General features: G+C 32.6%; 20 protein-coding genes. 4 read left to right on the forward strand and 16 right to left on the reverse strand.

Annotated features, from left to right (window positions below; all coding sequences use genetic code 11):
• Positions 1-192: 192 nt before the first annotated feature.
• The 13 genes from A4F88_RS25245 to A4F88_RS20525 form a co-directional block, all read right to left on the reverse strand.
• Positions 193-402 (reverse strand): hypothetical protein, encoded by a 210-nt coding sequence (locus A4F88_RS25245; RefSeq protein ID WP_073075451.1) that lies wholly within the window; start codon positions 400-402, stop codon positions 193-195.
• Between the two features lie 9 nt (positions 403-411).
• Entirely contained in the window at positions 412-822 is a 411-nt protein-coding gene (locus A4F88_RS20465) for a hypothetical protein (RefSeq protein ID WP_068844620.1), read from the reverse strand.
• Positions 823-948: 126 nt separating this feature from the next.
• Entirely contained in the window at positions 949-1,305 is a 357-nt protein-coding gene (gene yidD, locus A4F88_RS20470; RefSeq protein WP_342446799.1) for a membrane protein insertion efficiency factor YidD, read from the reverse strand.
• A complete protein-coding gene (locus tag A4F88_RS20475) occupies positions 1,236-1,469 on the reverse strand; it encodes a hypothetical protein (RefSeq protein WP_068844622.1) in 234 nt (77 codons plus the stop codon). The genes yidD and A4F88_RS20475 overlap by 70 nt, the downstream gene beginning before the upstream one ends.
• Positions 1,470-1,552: 83 nt before the next feature.
• The gene (locus tag A4F88_RS20480; protein ID WP_068844623.1) at positions 1,553-2,458 is read right to left on the reverse strand and encodes a hypothetical protein; all 906 of its coding nucleotides are present in this window, start codon (positions 2,456-2,458) and stop codon (positions 1,553-1,555) included.
• A 5-nt stretch (positions 2,459-2,463) separates the two neighbouring features.
• A complete protein-coding gene (locus A4F88_RS20485; protein ID WP_068844624.1) occupies positions 2,464-3,732 on the reverse strand; it encodes a flagellar type III secretion system protein FlhB in 1,269 nt (422 codons plus the stop codon).
• Positions 3,733-3,735: 3 nt separating this feature from the next.
• Complete coding sequence (locus A4F88_RS20490; RefSeq protein WP_068844625.1) at positions 3,736-4,131, reverse strand: hypothetical protein; 396 nt, start codon at positions 4,129-4,131, stop codon at positions 3,736-3,738.
• Positions 4,132-4,142: 11 nt separating this feature from the next.
• Complete coding sequence (locus tag A4F88_RS20495) at positions 4,143-4,496, reverse strand: excalibur calcium-binding domain-containing protein (RefSeq protein WP_082815821.1); 354 nt, start codon at positions 4,494-4,496, stop codon at positions 4,143-4,145.
• Positions 4,497-4,501: 5 nt separating this feature from the next.
• Complete coding sequence (locus tag A4F88_RS20500) at positions 4,502-4,750, reverse strand: DUF4236 domain-containing protein (RefSeq protein WP_068844626.1); 249 nt, start codon at positions 4,748-4,750, stop codon at positions 4,502-4,504.
• Between the two features lie 300 nt (positions 4,751-5,050).
• Entirely contained in the window at positions 5,051-5,209 is a 159-nt protein-coding gene (locus A4F88_RS25510; RefSeq protein WP_156062672.1) for a hypothetical protein, read from the reverse strand.
• Between the two features lie 148 nt (positions 5,210-5,357).
• Positions 5,358-6,026 carry a DNA-binding transcriptional response regulator gene (locus A4F88_RS20515; RefSeq protein ID WP_068844629.1) on the reverse strand — a complete coding sequence of 223 codons (669 nt, stop codon included), beginning with the start codon at positions 6,024-6,026 and terminating at the stop codon, positions 5,358-5,360.
• Between the two features lie 6 nt (positions 6,027-6,032).
• Entirely contained in the window at positions 6,033-7,742 is a 1,710-nt protein-coding gene (locus tag A4F88_RS20520) for a tetratricopeptide repeat-containing sensor histidine kinase (protein WP_068844630.1), read from the reverse strand.
• 52 nt (positions 7,743-7,794) lie between these two features.
• Entirely contained in the window at positions 7,795-7,989 is a 195-nt protein-coding gene (locus A4F88_RS20525; RefSeq protein ID WP_068844631.1) for a hypothetical protein, read from the reverse strand.
• A 343-nt stretch (positions 7,990-8,332) separates the two neighbouring features.
• Between A4F88_RS20525 and A4F88_RS20530 the strand changes: the two genes are divergently transcribed.
• The 3 genes from A4F88_RS20530 (at position 8,333) to A4F88_RS20540 (ending at position 11,623) form a co-directional block, all read left to right on the forward strand.
• On the forward strand, positions 8,333-9,436 hold the full coding sequence (locus tag A4F88_RS20530; RefSeq protein WP_068844632.1) for a hypothetical protein: 1,104 nt from the start codon (positions 8,333-8,335) through the stop codon (positions 9,434-9,436).
• A 727-nt stretch (positions 9,437-10,163) separates the two neighbouring features.
• Positions 10,164-11,075 (forward strand): hypothetical protein, encoded by a 912-nt coding sequence (locus A4F88_RS20535; protein ID WP_068844633.1) that lies wholly within the window; start codon positions 10,164-10,166, stop codon positions 11,073-11,075.
• A 131-nt stretch (positions 11,076-11,206) separates the two neighbouring features.
• The gene (locus A4F88_RS20540) at positions 11,207-11,623 is read left to right on the forward strand and encodes a lipocalin family protein (protein ID WP_068844634.1); all 417 of its coding nucleotides are present in this window, start codon (positions 11,207-11,209) and stop codon (positions 11,621-11,623) included.
• Positions 11,624-11,699: 76 nt separating this feature from the next.
• On the opposite strand, the gene A4F88_RS20545 is transcribed toward A4F88_RS20540, so the two are convergent.
• The 3 genes from A4F88_RS20545 to A4F88_RS20555 all read right to left on the reverse strand — a co-directional run bounded on the left by A4F88_RS20545 (position 11,700) and on the right by A4F88_RS20555 (position 18,842).
• Positions 11,700-15,698 (reverse strand): PAS domain S-box protein, encoded by a 3,999-nt coding sequence (locus A4F88_RS20545; RefSeq protein ID WP_068844635.1) that lies wholly within the window; start codon positions 15,696-15,698, stop codon positions 11,700-11,702.
• A 12-nt stretch (positions 15,699-15,710) separates the two neighbouring features.
• Positions 15,711-16,160: a response regulator gene (locus tag A4F88_RS20550; protein WP_068844636.1), complete on the reverse strand. Its 450-nt coding sequence runs from the start codon at positions 16,158-16,160 to the stop codon at positions 15,711-15,713.
• A gap of 336 nt (positions 16,161-16,496) precedes the next feature.
• On the reverse strand, positions 16,497-18,842 hold the full coding sequence (locus tag A4F88_RS20555; RefSeq protein ID WP_082815822.1) for a mechanosensitive ion channel family protein: 2,346 nt from the start codon (positions 18,840-18,842) through the stop codon (positions 16,497-16,499).
• A gap of 396 nt (positions 18,843-19,238) precedes the next feature.
• Between A4F88_RS20555 and A4F88_RS20560 the strand changes: the two genes are divergently transcribed.
• On the forward strand, positions 19,239-20,840 hold the full coding sequence (locus A4F88_RS20560) for a Na+/H+ antiporter (RefSeq protein WP_068844637.1): 1,602 nt from the start codon (positions 19,239-19,241) through the stop codon (positions 20,838-20,840).
• Positions 20,841-20,903 lie beyond the last annotated feature (63 nt).

Raw genomic sequence — 20,903 nt, forward strand, 5'->3', positions numbered from 1 at the left:
TATTTAATGGTAATTTATTAATGAAGGAAAGACGATTGCATAGCTCTTAAAAAAAGCCATTCTTTGAATGAAACTAGAAAATTTAGATGGAAGAATTTCATGACGTTTAGTTTTATTCAAATTAATAAAACAAATGTGAATTTATTGTAAAGTGATTATTATCAAATAATTAAATAAAAAATGGGAAGATCTTTAATCTTCCCATCCACATAATGTGAGGCCTAAGCCTTTTGCTTGTTTGATTGATGTTTTTACCGTTTCGCGACTACAAGATGATAATCCACGGCAGGTTTCCTTAAAATGATACTTTTTTGCACCAGTTGAACCACAAATATATACATTGGTTTCAGGAGGTCGAAATGAAGTTAAAAAAATAAGAAGTAAGAGTAAAGTGTATTTCATTTGATAGTTTCATTTGACAATTAAATGGTATTCGTTTCCTTGTTTGTCAAGGGCTTTTAGTTTTCCATGAGAAACCCATTCGGTATTGATTTCTATTTCGGCAAGGCTGTCAATTAAAATTCCGGCTCCGTATTTCCCCTGAACATTTATATTTCCAAAAACAGAATCACCCCTGATATTTATTCCTTTTACATCATAATTATATTCATAATGCCCGGGATTTCCGGTTCTGTATTCATATTTATAAGTTGTGTTTACATGATATGTTTTGGCTTCTTCCGGCGTAATGGTTTTTCGATCATCTGGTCCCACAACTTGTTTATAAAACGAATTGATCTCTAATGATGGAGGCGGAGCAGAAGCTTTTTCGCAAGAAAGAATAACAAGTAAGAGGAATAAGATTAGGTAGTTTTTTAGCATAGGCTTTTGGGATAAAATGCTTTAAGTGTAAAATATAAGTTTAAAGAATTGTAACAGAATTTCGATTGTTAAATCTAATTAGAAATAGTTTCTTTAAAATGCGTATTAATACTTGATTTAATATTATCAGCTTGGAAGATTAATTAGCCTGTCAGCGATTTCTTCTTTATTAATTATTTGTTGTGATGGAAGAATCATTTGTATTTCATTGTTTATGGGATTTTTAAAAACTTGAAAATTTCCTCTACAATTTTTATATCGAAATCGAAACGCCTTTAATCCTTCTAAAGTTCCCTCTTTTTGAGTGATTTCAAATACGTAATTAGAACAGGATTTCTTAAAAATACATTTTCTTCTTTGAGATGGAGGAATAAGTTTCCAATACAGTTTAATCGCATATAGCATTATATATTTCATTTTCTTTGAAAAACAATCATTTGCCTGTTTGTGGTATAACCTGGGCGTGCGCCAATTCCAAAGCATCCTGTTTCCTGATAAACATATGTTGAAACGCCTTCCAAACGCACATATTCCCAGTCTTGATTAGCGTATTGTTTTATTAAACTTTCGAGTTGTTCTGCTACATGATCAGAAGTTCCTTTTTTAGGATCGATCGAAGCAACGAATGGTACTACTTTGTATTCCATGATTTTTGATTTTAATTATTACTATTTTAAGGAAAGCGGTAAATAAAAATTTTGAAATGTTTTGTGTAAATGTTTTTATTGGTTTAATTTTTTAAAATAAAATCTTTAATAATTTTTTCCATATTTGATGGAAGATCAGCATTTTTAATTTCAAAATGGCTAATTTTCATTTCAGTAAACCATTTTGTCCAATATGCCTTAATTACTTTTTCTTCATAAGGATTATTATGATTCGGATTAATTCCTATTACTAAAACTTCAAGATTAGATGGCACATTATTTACTTTGATAAAACCAAAATCCTGATCGTGGAATTTTTTATCCCAGTCTTTAGTATTTAAACCATTTTTTCTGATAAGTTCAGGAGTTATATAAGTTGTTCGGTTATCTTCTTTCATTATAGTATTTTCATAAAACATATAACCATCTGTCATTATGATAAGTATATTTCGGTACTTATTTTCAATACATTGATCTTTTAATTTGCTATCAAAAAAACTCCATATATCTGATCCTGTATACTTATTGTCTTTTATAGCAGATTCATATATTTTTGATGTTTGTGAAGCGTAATCCTTATTTATAGAATTCAGTAAATCTTTTGAAGCATTATTTTTATCAATACTAATTCTTAAGTTTTTAGCAATTGTGTTAATTTCGGGATCCAGAGGTTCTGGATTAAAAAACAGTTGGATTTTATCATCAATTTGTCGTATTCTTTTTGATTTTAGATGTTGGGTAAAAGCTTCAGAAATAGATTTGATGTATCCTAAATCTCTTTGATAATACTCCATTGTTGGATTGGGATTTTTTTTAAGGCTAATTCTATCGGATAAATCAAGCAGTATGCTTATGTTATAATTTTCTGAAACAGGACTTTTTGTTGAAGTTTCTTTTTCTTCATTTTTTTCTTTATCAGATTCCTTTTTACATGAAAGAATAGAAATGAGAATCAGTAATGTTGCAATGATTGTTAGTTTTTTTTTCATAAGAATTAGTTTTTAGAATAAACTAAATGTTGAAAATCAGGATCAACCAGATTTAACTTACTTAAATGTTCTTCTGATGACATATCACAACTTTCTAGTAATTCGGTTTTTTCGGTATATGGTAAAGCTATTTCGGTATTAATAGCCTGAAACCATCCTTCTTTGTATTGATGATGATAATGCAGATATTCTTTTACAGGAAACACAAATCCATCTATTTTAGATTGAAGTTCTGATATTTTTCCAGTTATGGTCACTATTTGTTGTTTGAAATTATTGATTTTGTTAATATAATCTGCTTTTAATTTTTCGAGATCTATAAGATTTTCTTTTTTTCCTCTTATAAAAGCTCTGATTTTATCAATATTTTCGAATTCTTTCATAACAAAATCAAAAACAAGTCCCCAAATGATATACACAACAAAACCGGCAAAGATTATCATCCAAAATTCGGCTTCACCTAATGCAATATTTAAATTATAAGGAGAAGAATCAGTAGTTTTATTGAACTCATATATTTTTTTTTCAATTTGATAGGCTAAAAGTGCATCAAATAAAAATGTTGTGATAAACAAAGCAACCATCCTGAAGATATTCTTTATTCCTTTTCCTTTTTGCACCATATGAATGACATAACCTAATCCCATAAATACAAACGGAATTGTAATTACAAGAACGCCTTCCAGCCAGCTTGCCTGAAAAGAATTGGTCAATGCATTGGCATCAAAAATGGCAGCTGTTAAACTATCATTTGCAAACTCCTTGAAAAAAGCAGAATAAGATGCTGAAATATAAAATACTAAAACATAAAGTGTTATTGGAAGTAATAAAAATAAACCAATATAAAATTGAGCTTTTAAGCCTTTACCATCTTCAATTCCGTATTTGTCCGGATTACGTTTTACTTCAATAATTTCATTTTTTATATGATCGATTTCATCATTAAGATCCTGTTCTTTTTTTTCATATATACCAATTGCAGCCTCAGATTTTTTAAGTTCAGTTCTGTTTTTTTCCTGTTCTTCTTTATAAGGTTGTTTTAATCTGTCCTGCTCTAATTTTTGTTTTCGACATTGATCTTCAAAACTCATATATAAGTTTTGTAAACAAGCTTTTAAAACAATAGGTTTTCCCATTGCTTTTATTGATGCGGCAAATCCACTTTGATAATAAGTTATCCGTATTTGTTCGCGCTCATTTTCATTTTCTTCAAAAGTATCTGACTTTACGTTTTCTACTTTTTTCAAACTAAATAATTGTGTAAGTGATTTCATTAGTTATGAGTTTAGCTGGTTAATAATTTCTTCTTTTTTTATGTTTTTTTGAACACAGTCAATGAGATAACTGGAAAGATCATTAATGTTTTCGTCTAAAAAGTGGAACTTTCTACAGTACTTTTTTAGCATATTTTCTTCATCATCAGTAATTTTGCCATCTGCCCAAATAATTCTCGCAAAATCATATAAATATTCAATCTTGGTATTTAAATTTTCAGGAACAATCGATTCTGTATTTATTGGGCTTAAGAAAAGTTTATCAAGTTCTTCTCTGGGAATACCGCGTTCATCTGCAAAATGATATAACATTTGAAGTTCTAATATGTCAAACTGATCATCACATAATGCCATTTGATATAATCTTAAAAAATGGCTTTTTAATTCGAGTGTCATCATTGTTTTTTGAATTATTTTTTTGGTAAATTTTCACATGCGATTCCATTGCCGTCACCATCCAGTTTTTTGTAGCAGATTTTGTTACTATTGTAAACTGCTTGTGCTTCAGGCTGTGTTTTAAAATCACCACAAGTTTTAGTTGGACAATTTGAATTTGATGAATTACCTGTTGAACCTGAAGTATCTTTTACACTTGAAGTATCTGATGATTCTGAACAAGAAATAGCTAATCCAAATGTCATTGTTAGTAGTATTACTAGGAGGCATCCATTATTCTTATTTGAATAAGATCTCGATCGTGTATTGGTAAAATGCCCCTGAACATAAGTCCCGTTTTTTTTGTAGTATCCTTTTCTATATGCCATGATTGTTACTGTTTTATAATATAAATTAAAAATGTTATTGCTCCCGTGAATACAAATAGTAACATGCAGCCACTATTTTTTGCATTGTTAAAATTATTTTGATAATTAACTCCGGATATTCCTGTTCTGATTGATAATCTTTTGGAACTAATAGTTCCCCTGCTTGTTTTTAAACTTGGATAGATTCCGGATTTGCTAATGTTTAATCCAAGTCCTCCTCCAAGTTTAATTCTTTTTTGAAATCGAAATCCCATTGTTATTATAGATTAGGTGGTATGACAGGCATTGCAGCACGTTTTGCAACCATTCGATTTAGAATAAGTTTTTTTAGCCTCATCTACTGCAGGTTTGCAAGAAGAAAAACTGCCTAAGTATTTCTTGCTTATAATACTTTGAAAATAGTAACAATCACTAGTGTGAACTTCATGGTCTCCATTTGATTGTGCGGTATTGTTTACATAATAATCTTTCATAATTTTTTGTTTTGATTAATAGTTGAGTTTAATTTTAAAAAAAGACTTTTGACATCAGAAGTGAGGTCAAAAGCCTGGATGTTACTTTCTCTTTTTATAATGGTTGTTGGTACTTGAATTTTTGTACTTACCTCCTTTATGAGAACTTCCTTTTCCACTTTTGTAATGACCACTTTGGGCTTCAATACTTCCTCCCAGAACAAGGAAGAACAGACTAAATAAAACGACTAGTTTTTTCATGATTTTAAGTTTAAATTGAATTATAATTCAAACTTAGACCTATTTGGTACCGGTATTTTACGGAAATCCATAATCAGTAATTTTATTTACAGAAATAAAAAAAGCCCCCGAAGGAGCTTGAAAAGTTATAATTGAAGTTTACAGAATTTTAGATAATCCCCATGTCTTTTGTAATAGAAACTAAATGAACTGTATTATTGGCCTTGAAGAAATCTTTTAGTTTAGATAATCTTTTTTCCATAGCACTTTTACTATTAGGTTTAACATCTGAACTTTTGAAAATCTCGATAATCTCATCTTGTGAAGTTCCGTCAGATAGATATTTTAGAATTTTAATATCGATATCGTCTATTTCATAATTGCCTTTTTCCTGAAGCGCTGAAGCAACTTCTGGTGAAATAAATTTTTGATCAGAAACCGAAATTATTGTAATAGCTTTTTTAAGCTCTTCAATACTGTTCCTGCCTTTTAGGACAAAGGCATCAATTTCAGAATCGTTAAAAAGTGATTTTATACGGGCATTTTTATCTTCAATAGAGTAGGCTATGATTTTAATATCAGGCTGCAGTTCACGAACTTTTTGGATTAACTCGTCACCACTGCTAATTTTTACTTCACGATGGTCTTTTTTAAACGACAGATCACTAATTAATAAATCGTATGGTTCATTATCCTGAATGGCTTTTCTTATTTTTAGAAAAGCATCGTCACAATATTTTGCGTGCTGAAAATTGACAATTTCGAAATCACTCAAAGTTTGTTTTATGGCTAAATTGAATTCTTCAAAATCCTCGGCTATTATTACTTTCTTAAACATAGGCTTTTATTTAGGCATTGTTATTTTTACTTTAAAACCTTTATCAGGTTCGGTTTCAAAAGTAATAGTTCCTTTTGTGGCCAGAATACGGTTTTCCATATTTTGTAAACCATTTTTTATAATTTGTTCTTTTTCGCAACCTTTTCCATTATCTGTATAATCAATGAAAACTGTTTTTCCGTTGCTGTCAAACTTAACAACGACTAATGATGCCTGACTATGTTTTTTCATATTCACCATTAATTCTTGTAAAACTCTGTGAATTGTAACCTTTTTGATATTGTCTACTAATTCCCAATTTACTTTTTCGATATTATTAATAATGACGTTTGTATTCTCGTTATTATAAGTCGAAAGCATTTCTCTCAAATTAGTGGCATAATTTGCTGTAATATCAATGGTACTATTTTCTTGCGAAATTCTACGAACACGTGAATAAATATTGTCTAGCTTTTGAACCAATGTTTCTTTTGTGTTGTCAATAGCTAATGGCTGTGTTTGAGTAAATGTCATAGCATGAAAAACATCATTTGCCAGTTCATCATGAATGTCTTTGGCAATGCGGGTTTCAGTATCATAAGCAGTTTTTATTTTGTCGATTCGTCCTCTGTTTCTAAAATATCGTATTAAAATTAATATGACAATAATTAAAATTAGAACAACAAATCCTGCAACTACTTTTTGATATTTTTCTTCCTGAAGAGCCAATAAATTCTCTGTTTTTTCTAAACGTAGTTTTTGATTTTCATCCTTTTCTTTTTTAGAATCGTATTTAATTTTGGCAAATTTATTTTTAAAATTGTTTCTGATTTTAATGATACTGTCGTTTAAGACAATATATTTTTGGGCATATTCTGTGTTGCGAATATTAGAACTATTAGACATTAAAAAAGAGAGTGACTCTAACCTTTCATCAATACTATTCAACTTTGTAGCAATTTGATAAGCTGTTTGCGCATATTCATGAGATTTCTTATAATCAATTTTTGCATAATACTCAGCTAAATGTAAACAACTCTGAATACGACCATATGAATCATCTGTTTCATTTCTAATTTTGAAACCCTGAGTCATAAGCAGAAGCCCTTTGTCAATATCTCCTTTATTAAAATAAGCAAAGCCTAAATTATCTAAAACCCTGGCTTTTGTTCCTTTGAGTGAATTATTGTCTAATATTTTTTTATTTAAAATGGATTCTAAAATCTGAATTGACTTATCATATTTTTTTTGCTGAATATAAACAACAGCAATATTATTTAACGGAGATTGTTTGGAGATAGAATCGGTACAGTCTTTTATTGCTTCTTTATAGTAATAAACAGCATCATCGTAGAGTGCAAGTTCTTTATCGGCTATGCCAAAAAAATTATTAATGGCGGCACTGTAAACATCTTTTTTTGTAATATATGGTAAAGCTTCTGTTAATGTTTCCTTGCTTCCGTAATAATCGCCATTTATTTGCTGAATAGAAGCCATTTGAATGAGATTATAGACAATATTAGCACTGTCTTTCATGGCTTCAAAAGCTATTTTCGATTTATTGAAGTTATAGAATGCACTATTAAAATTTTTGCTTTCAAGGCTCGTTATTCCTTTTTCCCGAAACTCCAGAGCTTCTTTTTTAATAGATGAGGTATTGACAGGTTTAATGTTTTCTTCTTTACAGGAAAGGAGAAGAAGGAAGAATATAAAATAAAAATTCGGGGATCGTAGCATAATAGTTACTTTCCCCGAAATTAAATAAAATTTATATTAAAACTAATTTTATTTAGTCTTTAACTGGTGGTGGTGGTACTTTGATAGGATCATCATCCGGACCATCAGCATAGGATGGTTTTTCAGGAAGAGCTTCCTTTTTAAGTTCAGTTTTAGAATTGTTATCTGATGAAACTTCGTCAGCAGTACAAGAAATTACAGTCGTTGTTAATAGTGCAAAGGCACCCAAAATGAATATTTTTTTCATGATTTTATGAATTAAAAATTAGACATGGGTATTGCTGTCCGGAACTTTTCCGGATCTTGTTTTAGGCAATACCAAATGATTTTGGGAAGTGAAGTGCGTAGAACTATAAAATTTTATTTATACTTCCCGGATAAAGTCCGTTTTACGGTTTTCCGCACTTTTAGTAGAACTAGTTTTGTACTTTTGTTTTAGACCTGCAGTTCAAAGTATTAACTGATTCTGAGGCAAAGTAACAACGATTGTAAAGCTGAATTTATACGGAATTCCGGGAGATCCGAACTTTACGGAAACCCTTAAAGAATCCGATAAGAAAATCCTAAAAACCCTAAAAATCCGAATGTCTATGCGAAACATTACTCAAGAAAAAATTGAAAATGATTATAAAGACGCTATTAGAAATAAGTATGTCAGTCAAAAAGAAACAGAAAAATATTCTCATTATTTAAGCAATCCATCACAAGCTCTTTTAAGAGATTTATGCAGGGAAACTTTAAAGTCAGATCCAAGAACTGACGATCTTAATGTGTATAGAATTTTTTTCAAATTCGACTTTAATCCAAATGAAGAAAATACTTCTGTGCCGTACACAGATAAGTTTAGAAAAATTGGAGACTTATATAAAGAGGGAAAAAAAGCAACAAAAATTAATACTTTGGATTTAGCCGCAGTTTTAGTCGATTTTCAGCCAAGACCTTTTAAAAAATTTAAAGAAAAAGGGTTTGTTGAAATAGATAAAATAGAAGGGCCTTCTGACCCCAAAAGAAATCCTTATAAACCAGAAATATTTTTTGCGAAAATAGAAGATAAGCCAGTAGAGGAAAATGATACTGAAATTGAAGAAGTACATTTTGAAGAGCATGAATGCTCAGCAAATACTGAAAGTGTAATACAGGAAGAGGATTTAGTAAGAGAAGAAAGTTTAAGCAGGGAAGAAGATTTAGTACAGGAAGAAATTTTTAATACATCAGAAAGTTTCAATGAAGCTCAGAGTTTAATAATAAATGATTCACAAATTATGGCACAAAATAATTTTGATGTCAAAGCTATAGAGAGATCCATTAAAAGAATTTTAGAAAAATCAAAAACGAAGGTAATAATGGCAATAATTATTTTTTCTCTAAGTTTTGGGATTTACGCTACTTTCTTTAAAAAACAATGCATGCAATGGTCCGGAGATCATTATGAAGAAGTAAGTTGTGATTTAGAAATACAGGGATTTGGAACCTTTAATTCTCCCGAGCCTTATGATAATAGAGTTATAAATCTAAGAAGAATTGCGGTTTGCGATACAACAACTTTTTTTAGAAATGAAAAAGCTATTGTTTGGTATGCTAAAGTAGGAAACAACGCAGAATTTTTTAATACACATGGTACACATCCAGAAAATGGAAAAGCGTTAAGACCCATTACTCCGTATATTATTGATAAGTATGTAAAAAAGCATTAATCATAAAAAGATATTTTATAATAAAAAACTACTAAACCCAAAACCGGATTGTTTGATGCTACGTTGCTATGTTTCAAAATCAACATAAACGAATCCAAAACGTGCCTTGTAACCTTCTGCTCATTCCATTCGAAAAATGGGAAGAGAAACACTTTGCAGGAAATCTTCACCTAATTGATCTTTATACAAAAACGAGATCTCAATTTTGTTCAGCTATAAATATTTTACTTTTTAATTCTTCAAATTAATGGAAAAAAGGCTGCCTATCTCTTAAAAAAGTATTCTTCAAATGATTATCATAAATTTTAGATTATAGAATTTTATAACGATTCATTTTATTTAAATAATAAAATGAATATGGATCTATTTTTGTTAGGTGGTAAAACAAAAAGAATGAAAATATATAAACGCCCGCTCATTTGTAATAATTTTTTTATTTGAAATCGAAGCTCAATACAATATTGTAGGGCTTTTTTTTAAGTATTGGATGATGCTATATAAATTTTGTTGAAAACGCGAATATTGTAAAACAGTAAGACCCATTTTGTACTTCCCAAACATGCTATACCTTACGTCTTTCCTCATTTATTTATTAAACTAGTTTTGTACTTTTGATCATATTGATAAATCGAATAAGAATTAATTCTGAAGCAAACCAAGTTGCTACGAGCCTGTATTTATTAGGAAACCTGATCATTCTTGTAACATTTAAAAACTTTCCAAAAACATGAACAACTATTCTATCGAAGATTATAAAAAAGCTATTAAAGCAAAGTATGAGAGAGAGAAAGACAGCGATGGTTTATCTAGTCCTTCACAAGCAAATCTTAGAGATTTGTGTTGGGAAATATTTGAAAAAAAGAGGAGCGAGGATGACCTTATTGTTTTTAGTTCTTTTTTTGGTTTTCCATTTGATGTAACCAAAAAAAATGAGTTTAAAAAGTGTACAGATAAATTTAAACCCATTGGTACTTTTTTTAAAGGAAGGACAGATTTAAGTTCCAGAAGTGCTGTGAACCTGGCTGCTATTTTAGTGGATTTTGAACATAGACCTTTTTTAAAATTTAAAGAAAAAGGTTTTGTAGTTGAAGAATTGAAGAGGACAAACGCTGTAAATAATGAGTTTGTTGATACAGATGATGAAACCAGTCTGGAAGAGATCAGAAATGTTCTGGAACAATTCAAAAAAACTTCTTCATCTTCGAATCTTACCAGAAAAGTATTAAGTCAGTTTAGAAAGAGGATAAAAATTATATCGTTAGGTTTCGTTGTACTCTTTTGTGTGAGTTTTGCATTGACTGATAAGATCTTTGTTAAAAAGAAATGTATGCAGTGGACTGGTGATCATTATGAAATTGTGAATTGTAACCTGAAAACACAAGGTAACGGATTGGCTACCCATATAGAGTCATTTGATAAAAATGTGGTTAATCTTAAAAAGATTAATGTTTGTGATACAACAATTTGCTTTGATCAGGACGGATTGGCGACTGTTTGGTACGCGAAGACTGTAACCGGAATCGATTTTTTTAATGCAAATGGAAAACATCCTGAAAACGGCAGCCCATTAAAACCTGTAACGAATTATGTTTTAGATAAATATGTAAAAAAACAGCCGAAATTTAATGCAAGAATTTGAGTATATTCTTTTTGAATAATATTTTTTTTAAGATTTTGTACGAAATTATATAAATAAAAGTCAAAATTATAGAACAGTTCTGTAGGACTTGGAGTATAATTTAGCATAAAATAATTTTAAAGAAATCAAACATGAAAACTAAAAGAATATTATTCGGATTATTATTGAGCATTGGATTATTTGCAGGAGCATGTAGCAGCGATGACAACGAAGGAGAAACAATCATTCCATTACAAGGAAAATACAACCTAAGTCAAACCGGAACGATTATTAACGGACAGGAAGTATTAATCGATGCTCCACAAAATGCAAGCGGATGTAACAGGGATTATTTAGACTTAAGATTGAGTAATGCAGCAGTTATAGGGGATTACAATGGTTCTAATTGTGCCTTAACAGAAACTACAGGAACTTATGTAAGATCTCATAATGATTTAACGATTACAGTTGGTAATGTAAGTTCAACGAGTGACATTATGAATCTTACGAATAAGGAATTAAAAATAAAAGATAAAACTACGGGAGTTATTACTGTTTATACCAGATAATTATACCAAAGTAAATCGGTTATTTTTAACGGATTAAAAAAAAGCGGAAATGACTTAAAAATCATTTCCGCTTTTTTTATGCATTTGTATTTTGAAGCACCGGAATGTAAATATCAAAAGTGGCTCCTTTGTTTTGTTCGCCTTTTGCAGTGATAATTCCGTTATGGTTTTCTACAATTTTTTTAACGATTGCCAATCCAATTCCGGTTCCGGTATATTCCAGTTTTCCATGTAAACGCTGGAAGACTTCGAATATTTTTTTGCTGTACTGAGGTTCAAAACCTATACCATTGTCAGAAATACTGATATGGCAATAATCGATATCTTTAATTAAGGCTTCATTATCCAGATTTGCACCTTTTGTGATTTCGCTTTTAATTTTTATGATAGTAGGAACAGCCGGATTTGAGAATTTTAATGAATTGCTGGCAAGATTATACAATAATTGTCTAAACTGAAACGGAATAATACTTACTTCGCTGGTTTCATTACTTTCGATTACAGCTCCTTTTTGCTCCAGTTCTTCTTTCAGATCTTCTTTTACCTCATCAATGATTTTAGAAAGATTTACTTTTTCAAATATTCTTTCCTGAATGTTGGTTCTGGAATACGAAAGCAAATCATTAATAAGCGTTTGCATGCGTTTGGCAGCATTTTGCATACGCTGGAATTTATCCTTTCCGTAATCGGATAAATTTTCAGATTCTTTCTCTGTAATTTGGGTAGCAAAGGTTTGAATTTTTCGTAATGGTTCCTGTAAATCATGACTGGAAATATAGGCAAACGACTGAAGTTCTTTGTTCATTTGCTCTAATTCAACATTTTTAAATTCCAGTTCTTTAGTTCTTGCTGTTACTTGTTTTTCTAATTCCTGAGTAAATGCTTTTTCTGTCTGAATATCCGTAAATGCCCCAACCCATTTTATAATCTTGTTGTCTTTGTTTAAAACAGGTTCACCAATTACGGCATGCCATCTATAAGTGCCGTCTTTTCTTAAAACCCTTACATCTGTTTTGTAAACCTGACCTGTTGCCAGACTGTTGCTCCATATTTTATTGTTTTCCTCAAAATCATCCGGATGAATCATGGCTTTCCATTCGGCTTCACCAGCGGGGATCACACCTGTATATTCCAGCCATTTACCAGAGGTAAACAATGCATTTCCTTTTTCGTCTGTTTCCCAAATAAGTTGGGGGATACTTTCGGTCAGGGAACGGAATTTTTTTTCACTTTCTTCTATTTTTTTTCTGGTTTCTACTTTTTCGGTAACATCAATCAGCGTCATTTTAATTCCTGAAATGGTATCATCTAACTCCCGTTGAGGTGCATATTCAAAATCAATATACATTTTACGCTCAACAGTACCATCGTTTAAATACAGCAGTGATTCTGATTCTGAATGCAGGTTTCCGGTTGTGTAAACTTCGTTTAGTAATCGGGCATATTTTTGTTTTTTGAGTTCAGGAAATACATCCAATATGTTTTTACCCTGTACATCATGTTCTTCTTTTTTCCAGATATTTTTCAAAAGTGCCGCATTGACCATTTCGATTACCATGTCTTTTCCTTTAAGAATGGCTTTAGGAACCGGAGATTCCATAACAAGTTTTCGGAATCTTTTTTCGCTTGCTTCAAGCTCCTGCTGATGATTTTTTTCATCAGTTATATCGCGTACAGTACCTAATAATTTTTCAGGATTATTTTCGGAGTCATAAAAAACTTTTCCTTTGGCTTCGACCCAGTGAATTGATTTGTCATCCCATATCACTCTGGCTTCATAGTGTATATTTCCTAAAGCAATGGCTTCTTTAAAGGCTTTTTCACGTATATACAAATCGTCAGGATGAACATGACTCAACAATTGGGCGTGACTCAGTTTTTCCCAGTCTTTATGTCCGGTAACAATTTCCAGATAACGTTGAGAATATTGAAGGTCTTTTGTTTTTACTGCCAACTCCCAGGTACCTAATTCACTAGCTTCGACTATTATATTAAGTCTTTCTTCATTAAGCTCTGTTTTTTTTCTGGATTCGACTTTTTCAGTTACCTCAGTAACAGTAACGATGATACCCGAAATTTCTCCATTTTCTTCTTTTAAAGGATGATATAGAAAATCAAAATAAAAAGTTTCCTGTTTTCCGTATCGGTTAATAGGTACAGGCAATTCGTTTCCATGATAAGGAATGCCGGTAGTAAAAACAGTATCCAGAAGATCACTTACGGTTTCTCTTACTTCGGGCAATGACTCAAACAAAGGTTTGCCTACAAAATCTTTTTCCTCACGGGCAACGAGTTTTAGATAGGCTTCGTTGGCCATTTCGGCTACATGATTTGGACCACGTAAAATCGTGATCCCAACAGGAGCTTGTTTCACTGTATTTCGGAAACGTTTATCAGCTTCTTCGATTTTTTGTCTTGCTATAACCTGAGATGTGTTATCCAATACCCAAATGGCAACTTTAGTTACTTTTCCTTCTGTGTTTTTTAACGGGGCATAAACAAAAGTTACATATATTTTCTCTTCTTTTCCATGTCTGATGAGCATCATGTCTACTTCATTGGCATAAAAAGGAAGTCCGTCTTGTATTACTTTTTGCAGAGCAGCTTCGTAACAGGATTTTACTTCGGCGAAAGCCTCCCAATAATATTTTCCGGCTATTTGATCATAAGATTTTCCGGCAACTTCGAGAAAGCTGTCATTTACAATTTCACTGACCAAAGTTTCTGCATCTAATACACAAATACCAATTGGAGATTGCGAAACCATGCTTCGTAAATTTTGCTCGCTTTCTTCCAGTTTTTTATTGGCGAAGTTAAGATCTGTCAGGTCAACACCTGTATTCATGACGCCATAAACATTACCGTTTACATCATAAATAGGAGTTAGGCTATAATTGAAATAATACGTTCCTGATTTTCCGTCAACGTTTATATCCAGTGGTGTATTTTTGGTATGAAAAGATTTTCCTGTGGTGAGTACTTCGTTAATCTGTTCAAAAACCAATTGATTGTCGAGCTCCGGAACCACATCTTTAAATGATTTTCCGATAACATCATTGCCTTTTCCCCATATTTTAATAATAGAATCATTGGCGAGTTCAACAATCATTTCTTTTCCCACATACAAAGCAATCGGAAAAGGAGCATTTTCAACCAGTTCTCTCACTTTCTGCTCACCTTCTTCGACTTTCGAACGGGAAAGTACCTGATCTGTCACTTCGATGGCGATACCTACAACACCAGAAATAGTGCCGTCAGTTTCTTTTAGGGCTTCATAAGCAAAATTGATATAGGTGTCTTCTATTTTTCCATCACGTGGAAGCTGAACCAGTTGCTCATTGGCAATAAATTTTTCACCGGTATTGTAAACATTATCCAGAACCTCCTCAAGATATTGATTTCTGGTTTCGGGCAAGGCTTCAAAAATAGGTTTATTGATGACCTCATTTGCGCTTCTTCCCCATAACAGAATCATTTGATCGTTGGCGATTTCAACCATATGTTTCGGACCTCTAAAAACACACATGGCAACAGGAGCCTGCATTATGTTGTTTATAAACCGGTCGTTACTTTCTTTAAGTGCCTGATTTACTTTTTTCTTTTCTGTAGTTTCGATAACCGTAACCAAAACGCCGCCAACATCTCCGTTTTCTGTTTTAATAGGACTGTAGGAGAAATCGAAATAACATTCTTCTGTAAAACCATTTCTGTTTAGCGGAACCATAAAATCAGGAAAACTAACCGCTTTACCTTTCATTACATCATCAAACATAGGTCCTATCGTTTCCCAGATTTCTGCAAATGTTTCTCTTGAACTAATTCCTAAAGCTTCGGGATGTTTGGTTGAGCCAAGAATAGGACGAAAACCGTCATTATAAATCTGCGTATATTCTTTTCCCCATGCAATGTACATTCCAAACGGATTGTTGAGCATTACAGCAACCATGGTTTTCAAGCTTTGCGGCCATGTTTCGGGATTATCTAAAGCGGTTTTGCTCCAATCTTTAGCACGAACCAATTCGCCCATTTCGCCACCATCGGTTATAAAATAATTTTTATTATGTGTAAGGCTCATTCTAAAAACGAATTAGGGTTGAAGTATGAAATGTTCTCTTAGAGGCTGTTTAAAATTATTTTCGGATGCTATAATCAGTGCATTTTCGATTACCTTTTTTAATTTAGAAAATTCGCCGGGTTTCCGAATATAATAAGTAGCACCTTTTTTATACATTAAATCAACAATATCATTGTCCAGCGAAGTCGAAAAAATAATGACAGGAAGTGTATTCAGTTCTGCTTTTTCTTTTATTTCTGTCAGGCATTCAGAACCATTTTTTCGGGGCATATTAAGATCCAGAAAAAGAATATCGGGTAAATTTGACGAAAAATTATCGGCCAAAAAATCCATAAGCTGTACTCCGTCATTCACCGTTACAAGCGATACAGAAAGTGACAATTCGTCAAGAGCTTCTTTAAAAAAAGCGCAATCATCTTCATCGTCATCTGCCAGTAATAAATTGTAATGCTGCTTGTTCATTTTGAGTATTATAAGGTTTTTGTTTATTCGAAATTAAACTGTTTTTAAGTGTGATTTACGATCTAATTTCAGGCTTTATTTTTCTGTATTTTAAGATTGATATACCATTAAAATAGATTTGATTCTGCTAAGATAAGATTAATTGTATTACAAATAAACATGTATATTTTAATAAATTTAACGCTTTACTATCTAATTCTGTAATCGTTTTGTTTAAATGTTTCAATGTTGTAAATCAGACTATTGTGTCTTTAGTTGTTGATTCTGGAAATAATATCAAAAAAAATCCGTCAAAAATTAATCTGACGGATTTAAAACTAAAACCAGATAAGGTTTTTATGTTGATAAGGTTAAACCTTTGGCTTTGAAATTACTAAAAAGTACCTGACGTGCACTGCTAATAGTTTCTTCGGTACGGTAAATACTGCACCAGAATTTTATTTGCAATTTGAATTTCCCATCTGAAATTGCACTGTAATAAATCTGCGGAACTTTAGATGAATTAACCAAAGCCATACTTTCAAGAGATTCAATTATTAAGGTATTGATTTCTTCCGGCATGATTTCTCCTGTAACTTCTGCAGCAATTTCTACCAGTTTAAAGTTGTCTGTATAAGTCCAGTTGGTGATATTCTGAGATAATAAATTACCATTCGGAATAATAATTTCGGCACCATTTGGCGCATTGATTTTGGTGGTACGCAATCCCATCGATTTTACACGGCCAGATTCGTTACTAATATCAATCACGTCTCCAATTTGAATAGGTTTGTCAAAAATTAAAATAATACCCGAAACGAAATTATTAACCACATTCTGAAGTCCAAGTCCAACACCCACACCAAGAGCTCCTAGTAAAATACTCAATTTGTCTAAAGGCATTCCAGAAGCGGCAACGGCGAGCAGATAGCCACTAATTAAAACGACAAGTCTTGTGATAAGTAATTTAGAATGTTGTCTTTTATTGATGTTTTCTTCGTTTTCATCGTCAATTTCTCCAAAAAAGTAAGCTACATAATTTTGCAATAAATGCGCTACCCAGATAATGATAAAAAACAATACAATGTTTCCTAAGGTAAAAGTGATGCTTCCAATGGTATTGGGATGACTGAGTAATGAACCCAAACCGGCACGCAACGATTCCCAGATATTTAGGTTGGCTGCGATTACAATAATCCACATATAACTGATAACGATAATGAAAGGTTTTTTGAGTGTATCTGATAAGCTTTCATAATCAAAAATCTTTTCGATTCCGCGTTTAATTCGGGTTGTATAAATCTGTAAAAGAATAATTTCTAATACGATTTTTAAAAGCACGCTTAACGCCACAATTTGTGTAAGCGATATAAAAGCGGTTAAACTTAACATATTGGCAAGCGAAACTCTTCCAAAAAGGTTGTTGAGCAATGCCAGAACATTCAAACCAATAAAAATGATTTTCGCCCATTTGATGAATCCTTTGATATAAAGCTGGTCTTTTAAACTTTTAATTTGTACCAACCCATAACGGATTCCTAATATATTGATTATTATAAAAGCACAACGTTGTATAAAACCAACGACAATAAATAAATCTAGGAAACACAACACAAAAAATAACACTAAAAGCAGCACCCAGTTGCGCATTGAAGTTCCCGACCAGTCTTTTTTGAACAGAATGGTAAGCAACCCAAGAAGCACCAACTGAATGAGTTCGATAAACATTGCCGGAGCATATAAATTGCTGACAACGGCAATATTCAATCCAATAACTGCGACCGGAATAAGAACGCCACGATTTAAATATTTAAAATTAAACTGAGACAGATTATCCGCGTGTCCGTTGTTTTTTAGGTATTTTAAATTGCGTGAAATATACCAGCCCAATAATCCCATTAAGAGAACCAAAGAAATCAATCCGCCGGCTCTGTAACTCAAATAATAAGCAGCGACATTTTCTTCAATAATGATTTTTGCTTTAATGTTTTGTCCTACTATTTTTTTAGAAGTAGAATCACTGCTCCATAATGCCGGATATTCTTTTTTGAGCATACTAATTCCTGATTTTTCAAGTTTAGTATCTACTGTAATCAGGGCATTCGAAACCGCAATTTTTCTTTCAACAGTTAGTCGTTTATTGCTGTTTAAGATCTCCTGATTTTTAGTCATCAAGCTATCTGTACTCAGGTATCGGTTTTTAAGATTGGCGAATTCTTTTTTAAATTGTTTGCGGCGAATAGTATCTTTTATAAGAGCCATTAAAGTTTTGTCCTTGCGCAAGTCGATTACGCGACCTTTAATTTTTTCCAGCGTCTGGTTGCGTAAATTGATAGCTGTATTTTGTTCGTTAAGTTCCTGTTCAATCTCTTTCAGGACAATACGATACATTTGCTGGTTGCGCACATTGGGATTTGCACCTTTTAAACTTGCCAGAATAAGATCAAGTTTGCTTTGTGTTCGTTTGATGTCGCCAAATAAATGAAGGCTGTTTCCGTCAAATTCAGTGTCATTATGAGCCGATTCTAAAACTTCTCCGGCTTTTTCGATCGCGATTAAATAATCACTGTCTGTAGTGGTTTCTTCAAATAGTTTCGAACGATTTTCGGTTTTAGGAGGTGTGGTTTGAGAGTAGGTAAACGGTGCATAAAAAAAGACTGCGAATAAGGCCAGTAAGCCAATAAAATTTCTTTTCTGAATCATAATTTGAGGCAATGAATTTAAGTTTCAAATGTAATTTTTTTTGCCCTATTTATAATGAAGTATGTAATAAAGTTTGGTTAAATGAGATTTAGCAGCTTTGTAGAAAGTCTTAGTTTTTGTTTATTTATGAAACACATAGAAATATAAATTCAGAATGCTTAAAAAGGCATTTCACTTGATATGAATTCTTATAGATAAGCATTGTCAGGAAATGATCCGTTTCGATATAGCGTATAAACTATGTTAGAAAATCATGATTTTTATAATGATTTTTGAGAACAATTATAAAATCTATGTTTCTGTGTATTTGATAAAATGCACTCCTGATAATTTCCAAAGTTCTAAAAATATTATATTCGTACTCTTAAATACCACCAAACACAAAACAATTCGAAAATGGAAAATATTACTATAATTATCATGTTGCTATTTGGCGTTGCATTTCTGAGCCTTATCAGTAAGAAATATAATTTTCCCATTCCTATTGTACTGGTACTTTGCGGAGTGGTCATTAGTGTTATTCCCGGACTTCCGGTAATTGCCTTAAGCCCCGAAGTTGTTTTTATTGTTTTTTTGCCACCGCTTTTATATCATGCGGCGTGGTATACCAGCTGGTCAGATTTTAAGCAAACCATCCGTCCCATTACTTTGGCAGCTGTTGGTTTGGTACTTTTTACCACTGTTGCCGTGGCTATTGCAGCACATTGGTTAATTGATGATATCTCCTGGCCGTTAGCTTTTTTATTAGGTGCGATTGTTTCGCCACCTGATGCGGTTTCAGCTACTTCTATTACAAAAGGTTTGGGGTTACACCCGAGGTTAATTGCCATTCTCGAAGGCGAAAGTCTGGTCAATGATGCCAGTGGTCTGGTGGCGTACAAATATGCCTTGACCGCTATTACAGCCGGAAATTTTGTACTCTGGCAAGCGGGATTGAACTTTGTTGTGATGTCGGTTTTAGGAATCGCTATTGGTTTGGGCGTGGGATATGTTATGAGTTTTATTCATAAAAAGTTCGTGTGCGATGAGGTGATCGAAGCGACTTTAACTTTATTAACGCCTTTTGCTTCTTATCTACTTGCAGAACATTTTGAAGCTTCGGGAGTTTTGGCGGTTGTGGCAACAGGACTTTTTCTATCAGCAAGATCCGGAACGATTTTCACACACGAAAGCCGAATCATGACAGGAACGATTTGGAGTGTTTTAACGAATATTCTAAACGGATTAATCTTTATCTTAATCGGATTGCAGTTACGCCAAATTATGGAAGGAATTGGAGATTATTCCGGTTGGTCCTTGTTTGTTTGGGGTGCTTCGGTAAGTGTGGTCGTGATCCTGGTGCGTTTTTTATGGGTAATTCCGGCGACTTTGTTACCCAGAGTAATCAGTAAAAAAATCCGATTACAGGAAGAATTCGATTTTAGAAACATGGTCGTTTTCGGTTGGTCCGGAATGCGTGGTGTGGTGTCGATGGCGGCTGCTTTGGCGCTTCCGCTGATGATGAACGAAACGGAGAAATTCCCTTTACGAAACCTCATCATTTATCTGGTGTTTTGTGTGATTCTTTCTACTTTGGTGATTCAGGGGTTAACTTTGCCCTGGCTGATTAAGAAATTAAAAATTGAACGTTACTCGATTCTGGCCGAAGAATATGAGATCCGAAACATCATCGTGTCGCAAACCATTACCCATATCGAAGATAATTTCTCGTTACTCAACGACGACTTGCTCCATAACATCAAAAGCAAATACGAAGTAAAATTCAACCGACTCCAAAAAACGGAACTACCGGCCAATTTCTTCGGAAAAGGAAATCTAATAGGAGGTGAGATTTTCAACGACTTCACCAAACTCCAAATTGATCTTTTAAATGTTGAACGTAACAAACTCGAATCGATGCATAAATCGGGTTCTGTCAACGAAGAGATTTTCAGGAAGATTGAGAAAGAACTGGATTTGGAGGAGACGAGGTTGTGGATGGAGATGTATGAGGAGTAGGGTTTGATATTCGTTTCATAATGAATTGAATTATTTGCTGTAGCGAAAAGGGTCAGATTTTAG

Origin of the sequence: Flavobacterium chilense, from assembly GCF_001602525.1 — a bacterium.
In the GTDB taxonomy this organism is placed as follows: Bacteria; Bacteroidota; Bacteroidia; order Flavobacteriales; family Flavobacteriaceae; genus Flavobacterium; species Flavobacterium chilense.

Coding starts and splice junctions, on each gene's coding strand:
- A4F88_RS25245 (WP_073075451.1), bottom strand. CDS start 402: ATGAAATACACTTTACTCTTACTTCTTATTTTTTTAACTTCATTTCGA.
- A4F88_RS20465 (WP_068844620.1), bottom strand. CDS start 822: ATGCTAAAAAACTACCTAATCTTATTCCTCTTACTTGTTATTCTTTCT.
- yidD (WP_342446799.1), bottom strand. CDS start 1,305: ATGCTTTGGAATTGGCGCACGCCCAGGTTATACCACAAACAGGCAAAT.
- A4F88_RS20475 (WP_068844622.1), bottom strand. CDS start 1,469: ATGGAATACAAAGTAGTACCATTCGTTGCTTCGATCGATCCTAAAAAA.
- A4F88_RS20480 (WP_068844623.1), bottom strand. CDS start 2,458: ATGAAAAAAAAACTAACAATCATTGCAACATTACTGATTCTCATTTCT.
- A4F88_RS20485 (WP_068844624.1), bottom strand. CDS start 3,732: ATGAAATCACTTACACAATTATTTAGTTTGAAAAAAGTAGAAAACGTA.
- A4F88_RS20490 (WP_068844625.1), bottom strand. CDS start 4,131: ATGATGACACTCGAATTAAAAAGCCATTTTTTAAGATTATATCAAATG.
- A4F88_RS20495 (WP_082815821.1), bottom strand. CDS start 4,496: ATGGCATATAGAAAAGGATACTACAAAAAAAACGGGACTTATGTTCAG.
- A4F88_RS20500 (WP_068844626.1), bottom strand. CDS start 4,750: ATGGGATTTCGATTTCAAAAAAGAATTAAACTTGGAGGAGGACTTGGA.
- A4F88_RS25510 (WP_156062672.1), bottom strand. CDS start 5,209: ATGAAAAAACTAGTCGTTTTATTTAGTCTGTTCTTCCTTGTTCTGGGA.
- A4F88_RS20515 (WP_068844629.1), bottom strand. CDS start 6,026: ATGTTTAAGAAAGTAATAATAGCCGAGGATTTTGAAGAATTCAATTTA.
- A4F88_RS20520 (WP_068844630.1), bottom strand. CDS start 7,742: ATGCTACGATCCCCGAATTTTTATTTTATATTCTTCCTTCTTCTCCTT.
- A4F88_RS20525 (WP_068844631.1), bottom strand. CDS start 7,989: ATGAAAAAAATATTCATTTTGGGTGCCTTTGCACTATTAACAACGACT.
- A4F88_RS20530 (WP_068844632.1), top strand. CDS start 8,333: ATGCGAAACATTACTCAAGAAAAAATTGAAAATGATTATAAAGACGCT.
- A4F88_RS20535 (WP_068844633.1), top strand. CDS start 10,164: ATGAACAACTATTCTATCGAAGATTATAAAAAAGCTATTAAAGCAAAG.
- A4F88_RS20540 (WP_068844634.1), top strand. CDS start 11,207: ATGAAAACTAAAAGAATATTATTCGGATTATTATTGAGCATTGGATTA.
- A4F88_RS20545 (WP_068844635.1), bottom strand. CDS start 15,698: ATGAGCCTTACACATAATAAAAATTATTTTATAACCGATGGTGGCGAA.
- A4F88_RS20550 (WP_068844636.1), bottom strand. CDS start 16,160: ATGAACAAGCAGCATTACAATTTATTACTGGCAGATGACGATGAAGAT.
- A4F88_RS20555 (WP_082815822.1), bottom strand. CDS start 18,842: ATGATTCAGAAAAGAAATTTTATTGGCTTACTGGCCTTATTCGCAGTC.
- A4F88_RS20560 (WP_068844637.1), top strand. CDS start 19,239: ATGGAAAATATTACTATAATTATCATGTTGCTATTTGGCGTTGCATTT.